The organism is Geobacillus stearothermophilus ATCC 12980, assembly GCF_030369615.1.
GTDB classification, from domain to species: domain Bacteria; phylum Bacillota; class Bacilli; order Bacillales; family Anoxybacillaceae; genus Geobacillus; species Geobacillus stearothermophilus.
On sequence record NZ_CP128494.1, the window covers coordinates 1,443,745 to 1,464,149 of the forward strand.

General features: G+C 55.0%; 22 protein-coding genes and 2 pseudogenes. 3 read left to right on the forward strand and 21 right to left on the reverse strand.

Annotated features, from left to right (window positions below; genetic code table 11):
• Positions 1 to 40: 40 nt before the first annotated feature.
• From QSJ10_RS07795 to QSJ10_RS07835, 9 genes and pseudogenes are all read right to left on the reverse strand, one after another.
• On the reverse strand, positions 41 to 1,288 hold the full coding sequence (locus QSJ10_RS07795; protein ID WP_289492944.1) for an RNA-guided endonuclease InsQ/TnpB family protein: 1,248 nt from the start codon (positions 1,286 to 1,288) through the stop codon (positions 41 to 43).
• Positions 1,289 to 1,445: 157 nt separating this feature from the next.
• A complete protein-coding gene (locus tag QSJ10_RS07800; protein ID WP_053532307.1) occupies positions 1,446 to 2,150 on the reverse strand; it encodes an anthrax toxin lethal factor-related metalloendopeptidase in 705 nt (234 codons plus the stop codon).
• Between the two features lie 91 nt (positions 2,151 to 2,241).
• The gene (locus tag QSJ10_RS07805) at positions 2,242 to 2,832 is read right to left on the reverse strand and encodes a YpjP family protein (protein ID WP_033014071.1); all 591 of its coding nucleotides are present in this window, start codon (positions 2,830 to 2,832) and stop codon (positions 2,242 to 2,244) included.
• A 15-nt stretch (positions 2,833 to 2,847) separates the two neighbouring features.
• Positions 2,848 to 4,031, reverse strand: a pseudogene (locus tag QSJ10_RS07810) (LL-diaminopimelate aminotransferase).
• A gap of 252 nt (positions 4,032 to 4,283) precedes the next feature.
• Positions 4,284 to 4,415, reverse strand: a complete 132-nt coding sequence (locus tag QSJ10_RS07815; protein ID WP_080706497.1) for a YuzL family protein — start codon at positions 4,413 to 4,415, stop codon at positions 4,284 to 4,286.
• A gap of 71 nt (positions 4,416 to 4,486) precedes the next feature.
• Complete coding sequence (locus tag QSJ10_RS07820) at positions 4,487 to 4,924, reverse strand: BrxA/BrxB family bacilliredoxin (protein WP_033010047.1); 438 nt, start codon at positions 4,922 to 4,924, stop codon at positions 4,487 to 4,489.
• 298 nt (positions 4,925 to 5,222) lie between these two features.
• Positions 5,223 to 5,852, reverse strand: a pseudogene (locus QSJ10_RS07825) (HEAT repeat domain-containing protein); the annotation flags it as partial.
• 23 nt (positions 5,853 to 5,875) lie between these two features.
• Positions 5,876 to 6,352, reverse strand: coding sequence for a glutathione peroxidase (locus QSJ10_RS07830; protein WP_033014177.1), 477 nt, complete (start codon positions 6,350 to 6,352; stop codon positions 5,876 to 5,878).
• Positions 6,353 to 6,411: 59 nt separating this feature from the next.
• Positions 6,412 to 6,927: a hypothetical protein gene (locus tag QSJ10_RS07835; protein ID WP_049624522.1), complete on the reverse strand. Its 516-nt coding sequence runs from the start codon at positions 6,925 to 6,927 to the stop codon at positions 6,412 to 6,414.
• 119 nt (positions 6,928 to 7,046) lie between these two features.
• Between QSJ10_RS07835 and metA the strand changes: the two genes are divergently transcribed.
• The 3 genes from metA to QSJ10_RS07850 all read left to right on the forward strand — a co-directional run bounded on the left by metA (position 7,047) and on the right by QSJ10_RS07850 (position 8,530).
• Positions 7,047 to 7,955: a homoserine O-acetyltransferase MetA gene (gene metA / locus QSJ10_RS07840; RefSeq protein ID WP_033014069.1), complete on the forward strand. Its 909-nt coding sequence runs from the start codon at positions 7,047 to 7,049 to the stop codon at positions 7,953 to 7,955.
• A gap of 172 nt (positions 7,956 to 8,127) precedes the next feature.
• Positions 8,128 to 8,226 carry a YjcZ family sporulation protein gene (locus tag QSJ10_RS07845; protein ID WP_011231280.1) on the forward strand — a complete coding sequence of 33 codons (99 nt, stop codon included), beginning with the start codon at positions 8,128 to 8,130 and terminating at the stop codon, positions 8,224 to 8,226.
• 154 nt (positions 8,227 to 8,380) lie between these two features.
• Entirely contained in the window at positions 8,381 to 8,530 is a 150-nt protein-coding gene (locus QSJ10_RS07850) for a hypothetical protein (protein WP_011231282.1), read from the forward strand.
• A gap of 41 nt (positions 8,531 to 8,571) precedes the next feature.
• On the opposite strand, the gene cobO is transcribed toward QSJ10_RS07850, so the two are convergent.
• The 12 genes from cobO to cobK all read right to left on the reverse strand — a co-directional run bounded on the left by cobO (position 8,572) and on the right by cobK (position 20,392).
• The gene (gene cobO / locus QSJ10_RS07855) at positions 8,572 to 9,117 is read right to left on the reverse strand and encodes a cob(I)yrinic acid a,c-diamide adenosyltransferase (protein ID WP_049624523.1); all 546 of its coding nucleotides are present in this window, start codon (positions 9,115 to 9,117) and stop codon (positions 8,572 to 8,574) included.
• A complete protein-coding gene (gene cobA / locus QSJ10_RS07860) occupies positions 9,098 to 9,868 on the reverse strand; it encodes a uroporphyrinogen-III C-methyltransferase (RefSeq protein WP_033014067.1) in 771 nt (256 codons plus the stop codon). The genes cobO and cobA overlap by 20 nt, the downstream gene beginning before the upstream one ends.
• Positions 9,865 to 10,920, reverse strand: a complete 1,056-nt coding sequence (gene cobT, locus QSJ10_RS07865; RefSeq protein ID WP_049624525.1) for a nicotinate-nucleotide--dimethylbenzimidazole phosphoribosyltransferase — start codon at positions 10,918 to 10,920, stop codon at positions 9,865 to 9,867. Before cobT ends, cobA begins: the two co-directional genes overlap by 4 nt.
• 236 nt (positions 10,921 to 11,156) lie before the next feature.
• Positions 11,157 to 12,659: a cobyric acid synthase gene (locus tag QSJ10_RS07870; RefSeq protein WP_053532308.1), complete on the reverse strand. Its 1,503-nt coding sequence runs from the start codon at positions 12,657 to 12,659 to the stop codon at positions 11,157 to 11,159.
• Positions 12,652 to 14,016, reverse strand: a complete 1,365-nt coding sequence (locus QSJ10_RS07875; protein ID WP_053532309.1) for a cobyrinic acid a,c-diamide synthase CobB — start codon at positions 14,014 to 14,016, stop codon at positions 12,652 to 12,654. The genes QSJ10_RS07870 and QSJ10_RS07875 overlap by 8 nt, the downstream gene beginning before the upstream one ends.
• Complete coding sequence (locus QSJ10_RS07880) at positions 13,962 to 15,146, reverse strand: cobalt-precorrin 5A hydrolase (protein ID WP_033016960.1); 1,185 nt, start codon at positions 15,144 to 15,146, stop codon at positions 13,962 to 13,964. Before QSJ10_RS07880 ends, QSJ10_RS07875 begins: the two co-directional genes overlap by 55 nt.
• A 1-nt stretch (position 15,147) precedes the next feature.
• Positions 15,148 to 15,921: a precorrin-4 C(11)-methyltransferase gene (gene cobM / locus QSJ10_RS07885; protein ID WP_049624529.1), complete on the reverse strand. Its 774-nt coding sequence runs from the start codon at positions 15,919 to 15,921 to the stop codon at positions 15,148 to 15,150.
• Positions 15,918 to 16,619, reverse strand: a complete 702-nt coding sequence (gene cobI / locus QSJ10_RS07890; protein WP_033016964.1) for a precorrin-2 C(20)-methyltransferase — start codon at positions 16,617 to 16,619, stop codon at positions 15,918 to 15,920. Before cobI ends, cobM begins: the two co-directional genes overlap by 4 nt.
• A complete protein-coding gene (locus QSJ10_RS07895) occupies positions 16,616 to 17,821 on the reverse strand; it encodes a bifunctional cobalt-precorrin-7 (C(5))-methyltransferase/cobalt-precorrin-6B (C(15))-methyltransferase (RefSeq protein WP_033016966.1) in 1,206 nt (401 codons plus the stop codon). The genes cobI and QSJ10_RS07895 overlap by 4 nt, the downstream gene beginning before the upstream one ends.
• Positions 17,787 to 18,905: a cobalt-precorrin-5B (C(1))-methyltransferase gene (locus tag QSJ10_RS07900; RefSeq protein WP_033016968.1), complete on the reverse strand. Its 1,119-nt coding sequence runs from the start codon at positions 18,903 to 18,905 to the stop codon at positions 17,787 to 17,789. Before QSJ10_RS07900 ends, QSJ10_RS07895 begins: the two co-directional genes overlap by 35 nt.
• A 6-nt stretch (positions 18,906 to 18,911) precedes the next feature.
• Positions 18,912 to 19,559: a precorrin-8X methylmutase gene (locus tag QSJ10_RS07905; protein WP_033016969.1), complete on the reverse strand. Its 648-nt coding sequence runs from the start codon at positions 19,557 to 19,559 to the stop codon at positions 18,912 to 18,914.
• Between the two features lie 56 nt (positions 19,560 to 19,615).
• The gene (cobK, locus tag QSJ10_RS07910) at positions 19,616 to 20,392 is read right to left on the reverse strand and encodes a precorrin-6A reductase (protein ID WP_033016970.1); all 777 of its coding nucleotides are present in this window, start codon (positions 20,390 to 20,392) and stop codon (positions 19,616 to 19,618) included.
• Positions 20,393 to 20,405 lie beyond the last annotated feature (13 nt).

Sequence of the window (20,405 nt, forward strand, 5' to 3'; positions counted from 1 at the left end):
GAAAATTTGAAGTGGGGGCTTCCAAAGAAGTTTGACTGCTTCAAGCAATCCTTATTCTTTGAGGCGTGTCCACTTCGCCGCTAGAGCATAAGACACTCAGGTCTACAGCTTTACTTTTCTTTAAGATGTTTAATGCGCCATTGACATCAGCATTAATTAGTTTGCCAGACTTTGTTCGATACAAGCCGCGCTTAATACGTTTGCCGCTGAACTTATATTCTTTTGGATTGTCGGCATTATATTCAGGAATCTCATCGCCGTCAAAAAAGCTGGCTTGAGACGTATAGGATTCTTCCTGTTTCAAGAATTCAATGCCGTAAAATTCACAAAGATATTCTAGTTTTTCTTTTATGTTACCGAGAGGAATATTGACAAAGTTTTGATTTGTCTTTTTTCCTAGATTAATATTGCGTTGCCATGTTTCCGCATAGCCAATGACAAGTTTGCCAATTTGATTTTCAATACAGTAGTTAATGATGTAACGGCAAGTCTTGTTGATATAATCATTCACTTTATTATTGCGATTCATAGCAAGCAAAGCCTGTTTACGAGTGGTGCCTTTGATTTTTTGCTTATCTTTTATGCTTTGAAGTCTGGCATTTTCTTTGTTAAACCATTGATTTATACTTTTTAATCTCCGCCCATCAATGATGAATGATCTGCCGTCTGATGTGACACAAGTGGCAACATTGTTTAATCCTAAATCAATTGCCAGTGCTTTTTGGTCATTTAATTCTCTTTGATCTTCAGGCATTTCATATTTGTACTGAATCTCAAAGAACCTGGCATGATGCTTAGGAATGATTTCAATCTGCTTAATCTTTTTGTCCAGTAACACAGGCGGAATCGTTATCGTGATAGGCTTGTGAGTCTTTTTAAATAGGCGAGAATACGGTATCGTGAATTTGTTGCCGTCTATACGAATCTGGCCAATGATCAGTGAATGAAAGCCATCTTTTTTAAGATATTTTGGAATACTGATAGCCTTGTGGTCATATTTTCCTTGTTTGGCAAGACTGATCAAACCAAAGAAAGATTTAAAGGCTTCATTGACCTTTTTTAAAATTTGCTGTACCATGTTGCTGTTTAACAGCTTATAGTTTTCGTTAGTTTTTGCAAGATGATAGTTTTTCTCATAATTAAGAAATTCCTTGTGTTTAAAATAGTATTGTCTGACATTGTACAATCCGACGTTGTACATGTTCTTGGCAATATGGCACAGTTCTCGAAGAGTCAAGTATTCTTCTTTGGTCAAACCATTTAGCTGTTGTTTGATACAAAAATACATTTTTTCACCTCCCATTTAACTATATTATACTATATTTTACTGAATCTATCCTATTTTCAGCAAAATATAGTTAAGGCGATTCATCTCCCACTTACTCCGCTTCGCTTCGTTGAAGTGGGAGTCTTCTCGCCTAATTAAGATAAAAAAAACGAGCCTTTTACGAGGCCCACTCCGCCAATCCACGGATGAATGCGTATGTGTTCGGCGCTACCGCCCGCAGCGTGTGCCGCGTCTCTTCACTTGCGTAATAATAGGCAAACGACTCGGCAAAATACTCTTCTGGATAGGTCAAAAAATAAGATTCGCCAGGAAAAAGCCGCGGCGCCTCCTCCCGCCAAATCGCTTGAAATTCGTCCGTTTCATGAATGCGGTCAAATACGATGTAATCGAGCGAATGAGCAAACTCATGCAGCTCCAAATTGACCGAGCCGTGTCCTTTCCCTTTTTCGCTATGGCCGAGACGGACGAGCACCAAATGCGACCCGCCGATGCCCGGCACGTCATCCCATGTTTTGGATCCCGGCGCATAGCCGCGCGGGGTTTTCCCACGCAAGTGGCGAGCTGTCGGTTCATTCGTAATAGGGCCTGTCAACAGCTGAATGTAAATATGATGAGCAGCCGCCTGCTCTAAAATGCTGCGATCTATGCGGGCAAGCGTCTGAATGGTCTTGTTCGCCTCCGCAGCGGGAAACGCTGTCTCGGGCACGATCACAATGCGGCCGAGCACGTCACGGGACGGAATGTCCCGAAGATCAAGGCCGCTTTCTTGAAGCAGCACGCCGTGGGCGGCCGGGTACGGCGAAAGCGATAGAAGCGGAATCGCGAACAGCGCTGCCAACAAACTAGTCCACAATCGTTTCATGGTATTCCCCCGCTTCTTTTATTCTATGAAAATGATATCATAGAACGAAGCAGGGAAAAACGCGCAAAATCAGGAAAGAACCGCAAGCGGTTTATGTGCGCCAATTCGGCGGCGTATTTTTGGACCAGTAGATTTTCCCGAGTTCATAGTGAGCTTGAAAGCCATCATCGCAAGTATGATAGTGAAATTGAAACCAGTACCCGTCCTGCGGCGGATGTTCGCGGCGGACGTGGAAGCGAATGACATCTTCTGCCGTATCGGCGCGGTAAATATGGAAAATGCGTTCCCCTTGCCCGCCGGACGGATTTTCCGATACGGCCAAATAACGGAGCTCTTCTTCCGGACAGCGTTCAGCCAGCCCGGCAATCACCTCTTCGATGCGCGGCAAGATGACGGTGCGAAATTCATCTTCAATAACCGGGGCGATTTTGCGGCCAAACTTTTCGTACGACTGCGCCACTGCCTTTTCCATCGTCTCTTCGATAAACTGTTCACGAGTTAACGAAACAGAAACAGCTTCTGCCGCATGGTCTGCTTGGGAATGCTTCCAATCGGGAGACGGGGCGTCATCTGACGGCGGCTCTTTGGCCGCGAGCAGCGAAGCGGGCGGTGTGACGAGTCCAAACGTGCAGACGGTAATGGCGGCAACAAGCGTTTTTCGAAGCCAAGACGGCAGCTTCATCGCCTTCACCTCCCACTACCGCCGATCAGCGGCTAAAGACGCAAACAAACCGGTCGCTTTTAATTTGGCGACCGCCCGGCGCAACACCGCCTCCGGCTGGACGAGGGCGATGCGCACATAGCCCTCGCCGCTTGGCCCAAACGCGTGCCCGGGCGTACGACGACGCCCGCTTGGTCGATGAGCGCCTTCGCAAACGAAAGCGATGTAAAGCCGTCCGGAATTTTCGCCCACACGAACATACCGGCTTGCGGACGGTCAACCGCCCAGCCGATGTCGGCCAACCCGTCAACGAGCGCATCGCGGCGCGATTGATAGATCGCGCGGCTTTCGGCGCAAAAGTCGGCCCCATGACGCAGCACTTCGGCCGCCGCTTTTTGAATCGGCCAAAAGACGCCATAATCCAAATTCGACTTAAACTCGGCGAACGTGCGAATCACCTCGGCATTTCCGCACAAATAGCCGACCCGGCAGCCGGCCATGTTGTAGCTTTTGGACAACGAATTGATCTCCACGCCAACGTCCTTTGCGCCTGGAACAGAAAGAAAACTCACCGGTTTGTTTCCGTCATAATACAGCTCGCCGTAAGCAAAATCGGACACAACGAGAATATCGTACCGCTTCGCAAACTCGACCACTTCGCGATAAAACGATTCTGTCGCTATAGCTGGAACTGGATTTCCAGGGAAGTTGATAAACATGATTGTCGCCCGTTTGGCAATGTCCTCCGGGATCGCACGCAAATCCGGCAAAAAGCGGTTTTCCTCCCTCAGCGGCAGAAAATACGGCTCCGCTTCCGCCATTGCCACCCCCGCCGCATACGCCGGATACCCGGGATCCGGCAATAAAATGACATCCCCCGGGTCGGCGAACACCATCGGCAAATGCACGAGCCCGTCCTGTGATCCGATGACGTACGTTACTTCCGTCTCCGGATCGAGCACGACGCCATGCGCCGTGCGATAATAGTCGGCGACCGCTTCACGAAACTCGCGAATGCCCCTTAATGTGTAGCCGTACGCATTCGGCTCGTTGGCGTAGCGGGCGATCGCCTCACGCACAAACGGCGCCGGGGGCAAATCCGGGCTGCCGACGCTTAAATCGATCCACTCGTCATGAAGATGGCGCCGCTGTTGGCGATACGCCGCCAATTCGGCAAAAATCGATGCAGAAAATGCGTTCATTCGTTTCGCCCTTTTCATCGTCTTTCCTCTCCCTTGCCAAAACAAAAACCGCTTTTCCTTTTCACTTTTGGTTGGTATATACTATGATTACATGAATAGTGTATCATATGTTCAAGGGGAAAACATAGACAGAAAGGCGGGAAAACAGCGATGACAACCATCTTTTTTGCGGCCAGCCTCATTACGTTGTTGTATTTCATTTACAGCTGCATCGCCAATGCCTGACGGCGGCAGCGAAAACGGAGCTCCGCACAGGAGCTCCGTTTTCTTTCAGTCGATTTTCGTTTTTTTGCGCGCAGAATCAAGCTCGTAGGCGCATGTTTCCGTTTGCGTCGTGCCTTGTCCCCTCACCTCCGGGGCGCTGACGCCCGTTTTCGAACGGTCTTTTTTCCGCTTCGGCACGCCGATCACCTCCGCCCTTATCGTTCCCCGGCGCCGGCAGTGGTATGCAAGGCCTGGGAAGGCATAAGGCATCAGTTACAATATTTGTCAAACGCAGCCAAAATGTTTTCCATCACGTCCTCCATCGAGTGAAACTCGATGTCTTCGCGCGGGATAAAATGAACAACTTCCTTTCCTTTTAAGAGCGCCATCGACGGCGAGGACGGCGCATAGCCGACAAAGTACTCGCGCATTTTCGCCGTCGCCTCTTTGTCTTGGCCGGCGAATACCGTCACAAGATGATCCGGCTTTTTCTCGCTCCTAAGCACCGCCTGCGTCGCGGCCGGGCGCGCCAGTCCGGCGGCGCAGCCGCACACTGAGTTGACAAAGACAAACGTCGTTCCTTCCACTTGTTCCATAAACTGCTCGACTTCCTCACTCGTGCGCAATTCGCGGAAACCGGCGCGGACGAGCTCATCGCGCATCGGCTGCACGAGCTGACGCATATATTCTTCATATGCCATCGACATGGCCATCATCCCTCCATATGATCATCGTTGTGCTATCAGCATACTATACTTCGCACGAAAAAATCAATGAAGACGGCTGCCAGCGGCAAGTGAAAAGCCGATGGCCGGGGGAAGACGCCCCTCCAAATCAGCGCCGGCTGGGAAACAGCCGCAAACCCGAAAATGAAGTGGCTGCCGTCAGTGACTGCAGCGTGGAACATTCAAATAGAATGAACGTATCTTGAGCACAACCGTGACGACTTAACAAGAATCGCTTTTTTGGCCAAAGAAAGAGACGCGCCGGCCGGCGTGCCTTTTTTTATTTCTCCGTCTTGTTCTCTTTTTTTCGACTTTCCGTCATTTGCTTCCAGACGGAGCCTTTCGCCTCTTCGCCGCCTTCAATCCGTTCGATCGCCATTTTCACTTGCAAACTGACCTCAAATTCCGGATCGTTTTCCGCCGCTTTTAACGCCGGCAAGGCCGATTCATCGCCGACTTCGTACAAAAACATAGCCGCGCGCCAACGAACGAGCTTGCTTTCGTCCTTGAGCGCCTCGATCATGGCCGGAATGGCGTCCGGGTCGCCGATGTCGGACAAACAGTCGCCGGCAGTGCGGCGGACAGCGACAGCCGGATCTTTTAGCGCTTTGTACAAATACGGAGGCACCTTTTTCCCGCCGATCATGCCAAGGTATGCCGTCGCCAGGCGGCGAATCGCCATTTTTTCATCCTTGAGCGCCTTGGCCAACACCGGGATATCGTCCTCGGTCGGCTCGGCCATCTGTTCGAGCGCGGCATACCGTTTGCGCCAATCCGGGTCATCGAGCATCTCGCTCGTCACTTTGAGGCTTGGACGCTTTTGCACCGTTTTTTCCTGCTCGCCGCGGCGGAACATGTTGACGATCCGCTCCAGCCGCTCGGGCGGATAGGCTGCCGACAGCTCATCGACGGCAAGCGTTACCCCTCCTTGCCTTACAGCAGCTTTTCAATTTCCTTTCTCAGCTCGCTTGGCTTTGTTTGCGGTGCGAAACGAGCTACAACCTTGCCGTTGCGGTCGACCAAAAACTTCGTGAAATTCCATTTGATCGCCTTTGTTCCCAATGCCCCCGGCGCCTCTTCTTTCAAATATTGAAACAGCGGATGGGCGTGATCGCCATTCACATCCACTTTCGCAAACAGTGGGAACGTCACACCGTAATTCAACTGGCAAAATTGTTCAATTTCCTCTTCCGTCCCCGGCTCTTGGCCGCCGAACTGGTTGCACGGAAAGCCGAGCACAACAAACCCGCGATCGCGATATTCGCCATACAGCTCCTGCAGTTCTTTATACTGCGGGGTGAAGCCGCAACGGCTCGCCGTGTTGACAATCAACAGCACGTTGCCTCGATAGACGGAAAGCGGTTGTTCCTCTCCGCGAATCGTTTTGACGCTGAATTCATACACACTCATCGTTCTCACCTCACCCCCATCATAGCCGACTTCTTCGTTTGTTTCCACTTTTTGCACCGTTACTGGCCGGCAAATGGCTGCAGCTGTTCGAGCGAGGAAATCATATACGGCACCATTTCCGGTAAATCGGCCGCGTTTTCTTCGTAAATGAGGCGGGCAAATTCGACCACGGCTTCATTTTCATACGAGCCGCGTTCATGCGGAAACGGAAAGCGGAGCGTTTGCCGAATGATTCGCTCCTTGCCCCAAATCGTCCGCAACGTTCCTTCGATAAGCGCACAAACGGACAGGCGGCGCACCGGCAAGGCGAACGAGACCGCAAGCCGGCAGCCGGCCTGGTCGTGATGGAGCCGTTCATTCACCAGTTCGGCAAAATCGATCGCAAGCCGCACCGTGCAGACGACCGGCGGTTCAGGCGCACCGGCCTGTTGAAAGGAAATGGCGTACTCGCGCGACAGGCGGGCCAAATCGGCGAGATCGCGGCGGTCGGTGACGGCAATGCGCCCTTGCAAGTCGGCATCATAGACGGCTCCTTCCAACACCGTTTTTAAATTGTCAAAGGCGGTCGGATCCAATCGGGATTCCCCCTTTTTGTTCACAAGCTGTTTTAAGGTCAAAAAATCAATTGAAGAATGTTGACAAAGTTTTTATAATTAAGGTATTTAGTAACGAGACGGAAACGGAGGGGACACCATTGCCAATCAACATTCCAAAAGACTTGCCGGCGAAAGAAATACTCGAACAAGAAAACATTTTCGTGATGGACGAAGAACGGGCGTATTCGCAAGACATCCGTCCGCTCAACATCGTCATCTTAAACTTGATGCCCGAAAAAGAAAAAGCAGAGACACAGTTGCTGCGGCTGCTCGGCAACTCGCCGCTGCAAGTGAACGTCACCTTTTTGCGCCCGGCGACCCATGAGCCGAAAACGACAAGCAAACATCATTTAGAACAATTTTACACGATTTTCCCGCACATTCGCCATCGCAAGTTCGACGGGATGATCATCACCGGAGCGCCGGTCGAGCAAATGCCGTTTGAAGAGGTCAACTATTGGGGAGAATTGACGGAAATTATGGAATGGACGAAAACGAACGTCACGTCAACGTTGCACATTTGTTGGGGGGCACAAGCTGGTTTATACTATCACTACGGCATTCCGAAATACCCATTGCCGGAAAAATGCTTCGGTGTGTTCAACCATACAGTGGAAGTGAAAAACGTAAAACTATTGCGCGGTTTTGACGATGTGTTCCGCATGCCGCACTCCCGCCATACAGACGTCAAGCGCGAAGACATCGAAAAAGTGCCGGATCTCACCATTTTGTCCATGTCTGACAAAGCCGGCGTTTGCCTCGTCGCATCGAACGACGGGCGCCGCATTTTCTTAACGGGCCATCCAGAATATGATGCGACAACGCTCAAAGAAGAATATGAACGCGACTTGGCGAAAGGGCTGCCGATTCGCATCCCGGAATCATACTTTCCCAATGATGACCCAAGCCAGCCGCCGCTGAACACATGGCGCTCGCATGCCAATTTACTGTTTGTCAACTGGCTGAACTATTACGTGTATCAAGAAACGCCTTATGAATGGGAATGAAATCAATATATGCAATCATTTCACTTGAACCATCCCGAAAAAACGCCTTGCTGAAACATATGAAAGGCGTTTTTCTCATTTTGGCCGATTGTTTTCGTGTTTCGACAATCGCCCTGTTCTTTTAGTTTTTTTTGACATACAATACGATAGATTCCACCAGGAGGTGAACATGATGGGCGCTTGGCATGGAAACAGCTTTGCGTTGATTGTCGTTCTGTTTATTTTGTTGATTATTGTTGGATGTGCCTGCTTGGGCGGATATGCCTACTAACCGAAATCACTGATTGCCTTCATCCGGCCGGCTTGCAGCGGGAACACGAACGCTTCCCGCTTTTTTTATGCTGGGCTGTAGACAACCATGCATAGGAATGAAGGCATCGTCCATGCTAAACGTATGACAACGGCAGCCAAAGGAGGTGGAGCTCATGACGAAACGCCCAAACAACGGCAGCCGCAATCAAAACGCGCCAACGCAAGATCCGATGGCCTTGCTTCGCGGCCCGGTTTCCGGCGATAACAGCAAAGGACGTCGGCAAAACAAAATCCAAAATGACAAAACCGATGAAAATGCCTAACCTGCAAAAAAGCGGCTAAAAAACGGCCGCTTTTTTTGCTTCTAAAATTCAATCCCTTTCATCGCGGTCCTTCCTTGTTCATAGTCATGCTTGACCAACTTCATTTCCGTAACGATATCGGCAGCCGCCATCAACTCCGGGCGCGCCGCGCGCCCCGTGATGACAAGATGGAGCGACGGCGGGCGCGTGCGGATCAGCTCGAGCACCTCGCTGACTGATACGATATCTTCAACGGGAAAGCGGTCAATGGCCAACACATTGTTCAGTTCATCGAGCACAATCATATCATACCGTCCGGAATACACATATTCTTTGGCCACCGCCCAGGCACGCTTCAATGCTTCCCGGTGGATGTCCGGCGTTTTCGTCCATGTGAAGCCGGCGCCGAGCTGACGGACGTCGACGCCAAGGCGCTCTAGGGCCAACTGCTCGCCGTATGTTCGTTCCGGCGATTTCAAAAACTGCAAAACCGCGACGTTCATTCCCCGACCGACGGCACGCAGGGCAAGCCCCAATGCGGCCGTCGTTTTTCCTTTTCCGTCGCCCGTATAAACGATGACACGCCCGCTACGACGAGGCGTCGGCATCGACCACGCCCCCTTGCCGCTCCGGAAACCATTGGAGCGTCTCACGCAGACGAACGACATCGCCGATGATGATGATGGCCGGATGGGAAATGCCCGCCTGTTCCACCTCGTCTGACAGCGTCGAAAGTGTCGCCGCCACGGTGCGCTGCCGCTCAGTCGTCCCCCATTCAATGACGGCCGCCGGTGCATCCGACGGCTTTCCGGCCGCCATCAGCCGGCCGCAAATATCCGACAAGTTGGCCGCTCCCATGTAGACAATGATCGTATCGCATCCTCGAGTCAGCGCCTCCCAATCGATCCGCTCACTCCGATGCCCGCTGACGATCGCCACCGAGGCGGCGTAATCACGGTGGGTGACCGGAATGCCGGCGTACGCCGGAACAGCGATGCCGGATGTCACCCCTGGAACGATTTCAAACGGAATTCCGGCTTTCACCAACACTTCCGCCTCTTCACCAACGCGGCCAAAAATGCATGGATCGCCGCCTTTTAAGCGGACGACCGTTTTGCCTTGTTGCGCATGCCAAACGAGCAGCTCGTGAATTTGTTCTTGAACGGTGTCATGTTTTCCCGGCTCTTTGCCGCAGTAAAGAACCTCAGCGCCCGGCTTTGCGTAGCGCAGCAGCTTCCGGTTGATGAGCCGGTCGTAAATAATGACATCCGCCCGCTCTAGGCATTCGCGGCCGTAAACCGTGATGAGCTTTTCATCGCCCGGCCCGGCGCCGACTAAATACACTTTGCCGATGGTCATTTCCCGTTCTTCCCTTTCGCATCAGCGGTGGAAACGCCTGCCGAAGCGAACGTCGCCATTTCGTTCACCATCGCCATTGCTGAAATCAAGAGCGGAAACGCTACCGCCGCGCCGCTTCCTTCACCAAGGCGCAGGCCAAGATCCAAAAGCGGCTCTTTCCCAAGCAAACGAAGGGCTATGCTGTGCCCCGGCTCTTCGGAACGATGGCCGGCAATCATATAGTCTGTGACGTTCACGGCAAACTGGCGGGCCACAAGGGCAGCCACCGTGCAAATAAAGCCGTCAAGCAAAATCGGAATGCGCCGTTCAGCGGCTGCCAACATCGCCCCGGCCATAGCCGCAATCTCCAACCCGCCGATTTTCGAAAGCCATTCAACTGGCTTCGCCGGATCCGGCCGATGAAGCAAGAGCGCCCGTCGGATCACGTCCCGTTTATGGGCAAGCATTTCCTCCTTAATGCCGCTTCCTTTGCCAACGATGCGCTCAAGCGGCTCCTCGGAGAGCGTGGCCAATAAAGCGCTCGCAGCGGTTGTATTGCCGATGCCCATTTCGCCGACAATAAGCGTGCGGGCGCCTTGTTCAATGATGGATGCCGCCTGCTCGTAACCGACATGAAGCGCCTGTTCGGCCTCGGACGGCGTCATCGCTTCCGTTTTGGCGAAATTGTTCGTTCCCGGGCGCACCTTTTTCTGAATGACGCGCTCATCAGCAATCGGCACGGCGACACCGACATCAATCACCTGAAGCAACGCGCCGATTTGCCGGCTGAAGGCGTTGATTGCCGCTCCGCCGTTGGCAAAGTTGTACACCATTTGCGCCGTCACTTCGGCCGGATAGGCAGACACCCCTTCTTCCGTGACGCCATGATCGGCCGCAAACACGAGCACTCCGGGCGGAGTGACGCGTGGGAGCAGCTCTCCAGTCATACCGGCAAGCGCGGCCGCCACTTCTTCCAGACGGCCGAGGCTGCCGGGCGGTTTCGTCAGCTGATTGATGTAATCACGTGCTTGTTCCACCATTTCACGGCGGATCGGTGGGATGGAAGCATTCATCACGGTCGCACCATATCCCCATCAAGCGGGAATAGGCGCTTCCTCCTTTCTCGTCTATGATTGAGGGTCTATGATTGAGGGGCGAAAAAGCAGCTTTCCCCCGTCACGCTTTAGCGCAGTGGAAGGCCGGAGACCTCCCGCTTTACAGAGGAATTCGCAGCCCCCAAACCGAGCCAATCGCTCGGCAAAAGCGGGCCATATCGGCCGTTCCTCCGCACCACCATTTTCCATATCGATCACAGCCGCTGAAATTGACGCATCATCTGTTCGATCCGTCCGACGTCGACATGCTCGCGGACATGAGCGGCAAGCCGGTCGAACGCCTTTTCTTTGAGCGAGCGAAAGAGTCGGACGCCAGAAGGAGCGATTCCTTTTTGGCGGCGAATGTTGTTGAAAAACGCGGTGCGGAACGCATCGTTATGAAACAAATCGTGCATGTACGTGCCCAGCACCCGCTCATCACTGTGCTTCGCCCCTTCATGGCGGCCGTCCGCCTCAATAAGCGGCGCATAGCCAGGAAGCGGCGCCGAGCGGCCCATATGAATCTCGTATCCTTGCACCGAAAACCGCTCGCCCGCCCACGTAAGCATCCCTTCCGTACGGATCGTGATTTTCGTCCGCTCAAGCGTCGTTTCAATCGGCAGCAACCCAAGCCCTTTGACTTCCAAAAGCGGCGTCTCGACTCCATACGGATCGCGGATGACGGCGCCAAGCATTTGGTAGCCGCCGCATAAGCCGACGACCCTCGCTTTTCCTTCATTGACAAGCGACACAATGCGGGAAGCGAGTCCTCTTTTCTTCATATAAATCAAGTCTTCGATCGTGTTTTTGCTTCCCGGCAGCACGATCACATCCGGCTCGCCGAGTTCACCCACGTGCGTCACCAACCGGACGCGGCAGTCCGGTTCGGCCAAAAGCGGGTCGATGTCGGTGAAATTGGCGATTTTCGGACAGCGGATGACGGCGATGTCAATCGCTTCCTCTCCCCCGACAGATGAAGCAAACCGCTCAAGCGACAGCGAATCTTCCGCATCGATCGTCAAATCCGGCAAATAGGGGACAACGCCGAGCACCGGCACGCCGGTGTGCTGCTCAAACCAATCAAGCCCCGGTTTAAGCAGTGACACATCGCCGCGAAACTTGTTAATGATGACGCCGATGACCCGCTTTCGGTCCTCAGGCTCAAGCAGCGACAGCGTTCCGACGAGGCTCGCGAACACCCCGCCCCGCTCAATATCGCCGATCAACACGACCGGAGCGTTGGCGAGGCGGGCGATGCGCATGTTGACGAGCTCACGGTCGTTTAAATTCACTTCCGCCGGGCTTCCCGCTCCTTCGATGACAAGCCGGTCGTATTCGTTCATCAGCGTTTCAAGCGACTGACGGATGACGGCCAGCCCTTGGTCGAAAAACTCGTTCCGGTAGGCGAACGCCTGCATATTGCCGTACGGTTTGCCAAGCACGACGATTTGCGATTCATGCTCGCGGCTTGGCTTAATCAAAATCGGATTCATCTCGACGCGCGCCGCCACTCCGGCCGCTTCCGCCTGAATGCCTTGCGCCCGGCCGATTTCTTTCCCGTCCGGCGTCACGTAGGAGTTTAACGACATGTTTTGCGACTTGAACGGCGCCGTCTTCCAGCCGTCTTGGGCGAACATGCGGCAAAACGCAGTGGCGATGACGCTTTTGCCGGCATCAGAATGGGTGCCTTGAAACATAATCGGCAGCGCCTTAGCCATTGATGGTCACCTTCTCGCATTCGGCGAGCCACCGCTCAACCATCGCCGGGGCGGACGCGAAATGAAAATGGACATAGCCAGCGACAAGCCGGTGCGTCAAATAACCGTCAGGCTTCGTTCCTTTCCGGCCGCTCGTTTCGTAGGCAAACGGCGTCTCACCGCGCGGCTCATAAACGGAGTAGTGAAACTCATGGCCGCGCGCTGTTTCTCCTTCCGGCAATAGAAAATTTCCATTTCGACCGCGCACTTCGCGGTAGCCAAGCGCCGCGAGCTTCGTCTTCATCACGACCTTCCCCGGGATGACGCCCGCCATCTCATAGGCCGAACCGTCCGTCGCAACAAGCTGTTCGGTGAGAAACATAAACCCGCCGCACTCGGCCAACGTCGGCAACCCGTGTTCGATGGCGGCGCGGATCGACTGTTTGACAGCGGCTTGCCTGGCGAGCTCGGCGGCAAACTCTTCCGGAAACCCGCCGCCGATATACAATCCGTTCACCCCATCCGGAAGCGGCTCGCCGGCGAGCGGAGAAAAGTAGACAAGCTCCGCGCCACAGGCAGAAAGCATCTCCAGATTCTCCGGATAGTAAAAATGAAAGGCAGCATCTTTGGCAACCGCCACGCGCACGCGATACGGCCGCGAAGGGCGAATGAGCGGCGCCGGAGAACAAAGGGCTGGCGCTTCTGCAATCGAAAGGAGCGTCTCCCAATCGATCGTGCGCGCCACCTTTCTCCCCAGATTGGCAAAAAACGAATCCAGTTCGCCGCGCTCCACCGACGGCACGAGCCCTAAATGGCGCTCTGGTAGCGCCAACGCTTCGTCTTGCGTGAGAAACCCGACGACCGGCACCCCGCACGTTTGCTCGATGGCCGCTTTGACGAGCCGAAAATGCCCTTCGCTGCCGACGCGGTTGGCAAATACGCCGGCGAGGCGCACATCGGGGCGAAACGTTTGAAACCCATGGACGATGGCGGCGGCGCTGCGGGCCATGCCGGAACAATCGACGACAAGCAGCACCGGGCTTTCGGTCAATACGGCGATTTCAGCCGTCGCCCCCTCGTCAGAAAGCGGCTGTTTCCCGTCAAACAGCCCCATCACCCCCTCGATGATGGCGATATCAGCCCCTTGACAACCGTTGGCGAGCACCGTTTTGACCGCTTCGCTTCCCATCATCCAACTGTCCAAGTTGCGCGCCGGCCGGCCGGTCACAGCCGTATGGTACGTCGGATCAATGTAGTCCGGGCCGCATTTAAACCCTTGCACCGTATATCCTTGCTGCCTCATGGCCGCCATCAAGCCGAGCGTTACAGTCGTTTTGCCGGCTCCGCTTCCTGGCGCAGCGATGACAAGCCGTCGCATGGCTCGCTCTCCTTTCTGCGTCTGTGATCGATCAGTGCCACCGAAATCGTCACGTTGCCCGATTTCTTTTTCACGAGCGCCATTCGATCGGCCCCGCTGTACAATTTCGCCGCCGGCTCGCTCACCCCGTGGGCGCCGGTGTAGCGAAACACGGTCTCCGACGGCGCTTCGATCGGCACCGTGTTCAGCTCTTCTGGCGTATATGCAACCAATTTCCATCGATATTTGTTGACTACCTCCAAAAGGCCTTGTTCATCCTTTTTCAAGTCAATGGTGCACACCGCTTTGACGCTTTTGAGCGAAAAACGCAGCTCATTGAGCGTCTCGCGGATGACCGCTTCGATTTCGTCAGCCGATGTGCCGCGGTTGCAGCCGATGCCAAGGGCGATCACTTTCGGGCGATACAAGACGCCGTTTTGCAAAATCGCTTCTTCTTTCGGCGCAAGCAGCCGGTGAGTGACCACAAGCGCCGCCGTCGGGCGAGCGGACAGCGCCTCCGCGATCGAGCCGTACACGATGATGTTTTTTGGCAGCGGGCGGCCCGCCGGCCACCAATTTGGTTCTCCTGACTCTTGCACAATGGCGACCGGTTCTTCATTGACAACAGCCGCGCTCACCGGCGTCAAGTTGTCATCCGACTCCCATTCCCAGCCGAATTCGCGGCCGAATAGATCAACAGCGATCGTCTGCTGCACATCGGAAGCGGTCGTAATGACCGGGCGGGCGCCCAATATGGCGGCCACACGCCGCGTCAGTTCGTTGGCGCCTCCTAAATGGCCGGATAATACGCTGATGACATGTTCTCCTTTATCATCAATGACGACAACCGCCGGATCGGTCTTTTTATCTTTCAGCAATGGAGCGATCATCCGGACGGCCGCGCCGAGCGAAATGATGCAAATGAGCCCGTCGTAGCGGGCGAACAGCTCCGGCAGCAACGTCTTCACGTTGCCGGAAAACAAGCGGATCCCGTGCTCGGCTTCATCGCCGCGGGCGAATTTCTCCGTATAATACACGTCCGCTCCAACTAGAGCGCCGCCGAGCCGGCGGGCGATCTCGACCCCGTGTTTCGTAATGGCCACGACCGCATAGACGCCGTTCCTTTCGTTGTTTATGGCAACAGCCCCCACCTTACGCCTCCCCCTTTCGATATCCGTGCGTAAACGTCCGGTCATACAGCTTCGACCGATAGCCTTGTCCATGAATATGCGGATCGAGCGCCCAGCCGGCTAAGATGATGGCGTGCTTCGTCACGCCATAGCGCCGCATATCCTCAGCCAATGTCGCCACCGTGGAGCGAATCACCACTTCATCCGGCCATGTCGCCTTATAGACGACCGCCACCGGCGTATCACCGCTCCAGTCCGCGTCAAGGAGCGCCGCGCTTACTTTTTTGGCAAGCGTCGCGCTTAAAAAAAGGACAAGGGTGCAATGATGCTGGGCCAGCTCCTGCAATTTCTCACGCGGTGGCACCGGCGTCCGCCCCTCGGCGCGGGTGAAAATGACCGTCTGCGTCAATTCGGGGACGGTGAGCTCGGCCTGCACCGAGGCCGCGGCCGCAAACGCCGAACTGACACCGGGGACGATTTCGACTTCAATTCCTTCTCCTTTCAATAAGGCGATTTGCTCGAGCATCGCCCCGTAAATCGATGGATCACCCGTATGCACGCGGACGACGAGCCGGCCTTGCCTCACCTTGTCGGCCATCATCGCCACCATTTGTTCCAAATGCATGCCGGCTGTATGAAACACCTCTGCCTCCGGCTTCCGGTAACGCTCAATCAGTTCTTCGCTCACTAACGAGTCGGTGTAAAAAATGGCGTCCGCCGCGGCCAACAGCTCCGCTCCTCGAACGGTGATCAAATCCGGCGCTCCCGGCCCCGCTCCGATGATATACAGCTTCACTTTCTCACCACCATCAATGTCAAATATTCGAGTTCCGCTCCGTCGAGCTCCTCGACCTTCCACACGACTTCCTCGCCGGACGTCACTTTCGTCACAACAGCGGCGCGATGAAGCAAATCGAGTTCCCGCAACAGACGAACCAGCAAATCGATCACTTTCGCCACTTTAAAAAAGACAACGCAATCGTGCTCAAGAAGCACTGCTTTCATCGCCTCAACATCGTCGCGGGCGGGCACGATCGCCACGGTTTCATCGCCGTCCGCAAGCGGCAGGCGAAGCCGGGCGGCGGCGGCGTTCGCCGAGCTGACGCCGGGGACGACTTCGATCGGCGCGTCTGGATAGCGTCGCTCCATCACATGCATCAAATGGATGAACGTGCTGTACAACAGCGGATCGCCTTCGGTGACAAACGCCACATCGCGCCCAGCCGACAGTTCCGCCCAAATGGCGTCGGCTGCTTCGTTCCATTTTGGTTCAAGCACGGCCACGTCTTTTGTCATCGGAAAATGAAGCCCAAGCCGGCGTTTTTCCTCCGGCGCCAAATACGCGTCGATAATTTGTTCGGCATAGCTTTTGCTTTGCCGCCCTTTTTTTGGATAAGCGATGACATCCGCTTCTTTTAGGCGGCGGTATGCTTTCACCGTCATGAGCTCTGGATCGCCCGGGCCAACACCGATGCCGTACAACGTGCCGGTCATTCGTCTCCCTCCCGCTTGGCTGTCATGATATACACTGGATTGAGCGCCTCAAAGCGCGTCAACTCTAAAATGGGCTTGCTTCGCGACACTTGCGCGAGCGTGATGTCAACATGAAATCCACGGCTACGTAGCTCGCGGCCCGCTTCAGCAAGCGTCTCAACCGTTGCCGCGTTGATCACGATGCGTCCATTTTTCTTCAGCCGTTTCGCACAGACGTCCAACAACGGCGACATCGCGCCTGACGTGCCGCCGATAAAGATGGCATCCGGGTCGGCAAACTCATCGAGCCGATCGGGCGCCCTGCCGTGCACAAGTGTGATATCGACGCGGAATTTGCGCAAGTTTTGCCGGCAAAGTTCGATATCTTGTTCATTTTTTTCAATCGCAAACACGGCACCGTCGCGGGCGATTTTCGCCGCTTCAATCGCCACCGAACCGGTGCACGTTCCAATATCCCAGACGACGCTGTCCGGGCGCAAGCGCAAGGCGCTTAGACTTAAAACTCGGATTTCTTTTTTCGTAATCAATCCTTTGTCCGGCTTGCGCTGAAAAAACTCGTCATCCTCAATGCCGAACGGCCAAACCGGGCTTGGCGCTGTCTGCCGCAAAATGACTATATTCAATGGAAGAAACTCGGCTTCCGCCATCTCTTCCAACGAAAACAAGCGGCAGCGCTCGTTCGGGCCGCCGAGCTCCTCGCCGACAAACGCCTCATATTCCGTCATGCCGTACTCGAGCAAATAGCGGGCGATGACGGCCGGCGAGTTCGTCTCATCGGTTAAGATGGCGACTTTGCGCCGCCCGTCGATCCGTTGCACGAGGCCGGTGAGCGGGCGGCCATGGGCGCTTACAAATGCGGCATCTTGCCAAGACTCCCCCATTTTCGCAAACGCCCATTGCACCGAGCTGATCGCCGGATACACCTCAATCGACAATTTGCTGGCCAAATAGCTGCCGATGCCGTAAAAGAGCGGATCGCCAGACGCCAGCACGACAGTACGGCGCGTCTCGTGCCGAAGCCGCTCCACCAGCTCCGCCAGTCCGCGGCGGATGACGATCGTTTCTCCTTTGTATTCAGGAAACATCGCCAGCTGCCGCTCGCCGCCGACAAGCAGTTCGCTTTCATCAATCCAGCGCCGATACAGCTCAGGAAGACTTGCCTTCCCGTCAGCTCCCACGCCGATCAGTTTCATCGTCCCCATCAATTTGCACCGCCTTTCCTAATCGTTGTCCGTTCAAGGTGTAAATGGACGTCGCCACCGTCAAGCCGCCTCCGACTTCGTTGAGCGCTGCCCGGCAACACTCCTCACACAACAGTTCGAAAAACTTCGTGCAGCCGGCTTCTTGCATCATGTCGCCGACTTGCGCCGCCGTGTTCGCGCCGCGCACCGCGGCCACCAACGCGGAAGAGGCGCCGGCTTGCTCAGCGAGCGCCGCCAAAAAACCGAAGTCAACCGGAGCGCTTTTCGAGTGCACCATCATCACCCCTTGGGCGACTTTCGAAAATTTCCCCATCATCCCGACCATCGACACCATCTTGATGCCAAGCCGTTTGCATTGCTTCAGCGTAAACCCGACAAAATCACCCATTTCAATAAATGCTTCTTCCGGCAAATGCGGATACTCTTGCATGGCATATTTCTCGCTCCGCCCCCCGGTCGTGATCACGACATGGCGGCAGCCGTTCGCTTTCGCCACTTGAAGCGCCTGTACGATGCTCGCCCGGTAGGCGGCGGTCGAGAACGGAACGACGATGCCGCGCGTTCCTAAAATCGAAATGCCGCCCATAATGCCAAGCCTCGGATTCAACGTTTTTTTGGCGATTTCCTCGCCGCCGGGCACGGAAATGACAACGTTCACCCCGCGATGTAAACCGTATTGCGCCAATACTTCGTTGACTGCTTCGCGGATCATTTGCCGCGGCACTGGATTGATCGCCGCTTCCCCGACCGGCACCGGCAAGCCGGGTTTCGTGACACGTCCGACCCCTTCACCGCCGTCGATATGAACGCCCGGCGACGAGGCCCACGAGACAGTGGAAACGATGAGCGCGCCGTGCGTCGCATCTGGGTCATCGCCGCCATCCTTCACGACCGAGGCCGTCGCCGTTTCGCCATCGAACGAACAAGAGGCGAGCGAAAAGGTCACCACCCGCCCGATCGGAATCCGAATCGTCGCCTCCGCCTGCACTTGGCCAGTGATGAGCGCCGTGAGCGCGGCTTTCGTTGCCGCTGCCGCGCACGATCCGGTCGTATACCCTTCACGCAGCGTTTTTTTCGTTTCCATCGTTCGTCACGCTCGCTCGGCGAGCAGCGATAACGCATTCAAGGCAGCGACGGTCACGGTGCTTCCTCCTTTGCGGCCGCGGTTGGTGATGAACGGCACATCGAGCTTCGCCAATTCTTCTTTCGATTCCGCCGCCGAGACGAATCCGACCGGCAAGCCGATCACCAATCCCGGCCGCGCCTCTCCTTCTTTGATGAGGCGAATGAGCTCCAATAACGCTGTCGGAGCGTTGCCGATGGCAAAAATGCCGCCTTCCGCTTCTTTCACCGCTTTGCGCATCGCCACAATCGCCCTCGTCGTATTCAACCGTTTCGCTTCCGCGATCACGTCTTCATCAGAAATATAGACGCGCACCGCGCTGCCGAACTTCGCCAACCGCGCTTGATTGACGCCGGCTTGCACCATTTGCACATCGGCGACGACGAGCTTGCCGCTGCGAATGGCATCAATGCCTGAGCGGATCGAATCCGGGTGGAAAATGAGGCTTTTGCCCAGCTCAAAATCAGCCGATGTATGGATGACGCGCTGAACGATTCGGTATTGTTCTTCTGTAAATGAATGCTCGCCGATCTCTTCATCAATGATTTGAAAGCTGCGCGCTTCAATTTGTTCCGGCTGCACCGTCGCCGGACGAAATGTTGTATGGAAGTCCATGACAATTCTCCTTTCTTCATGATCGCTTGCATGAGCGGCCACTAGAATCCCATTCTTTACACGGCCGGAAGCGGCGCATGCTGCTTCAACGCCTCGAGCACGCCGGCAAAATCGTGATGCACGATGCCGTATGACAACCGTGGGCGGCGGATGACGATGACATCAATGCCGAGCTCCTCGGCGGCAGCGATTTTCTCATCGACCAACCCGACTTTGCCGCTTTCTTTCGTGACGACGACCGTGACGCCAAAATGGCGGTATAGCGCCCGATCGAGCTCTTTCGTAAACGGCCCTTGCATCATGACGATCTGCTCTTGGGAAAACCCGAGCCGCTCGCATTTGTCGAGATTGTCTTTCCGCGGCAGCATCCGCGCAATCACCTTGACGTCCGGGCGACCGATGAGCCTCGCGGCGAAAATGTCGAGCGTTTTGCTGCCGGTCGTCAGCATCACGACGCCGCCTTTTTCCGCCGCCAGCTCGGCGGCTTCTTCATAGCTATCGACAAATGTCACCTTCTCGGATGAAAGCGAAGACGCCTGCCGCTCATAGCGGATGTACGGCAATTCGGCAGCGGCCGACGCTTGCATGGCGTTTTTCGACGCCTCCTCCGCAAATGGATGGCTCGCATCGACAATCGCTTTGGCTCCCTCGGCTTTGGCCAAATCGGCAAGCTGGGACGCATCCAAGCGGCCGACATAGGCGCGAATGCCGGATGACCGAAGCTGTTCGGCCGCGTGATCGGTGACGACCGTCGCCGTGACCGAATAGCCAGCTTGTTGGATCATCACCGCCAATTCGCGGGCATCGCTCGTCCCTGCCAACATCAAAATCATCAGCGCTCCCCCT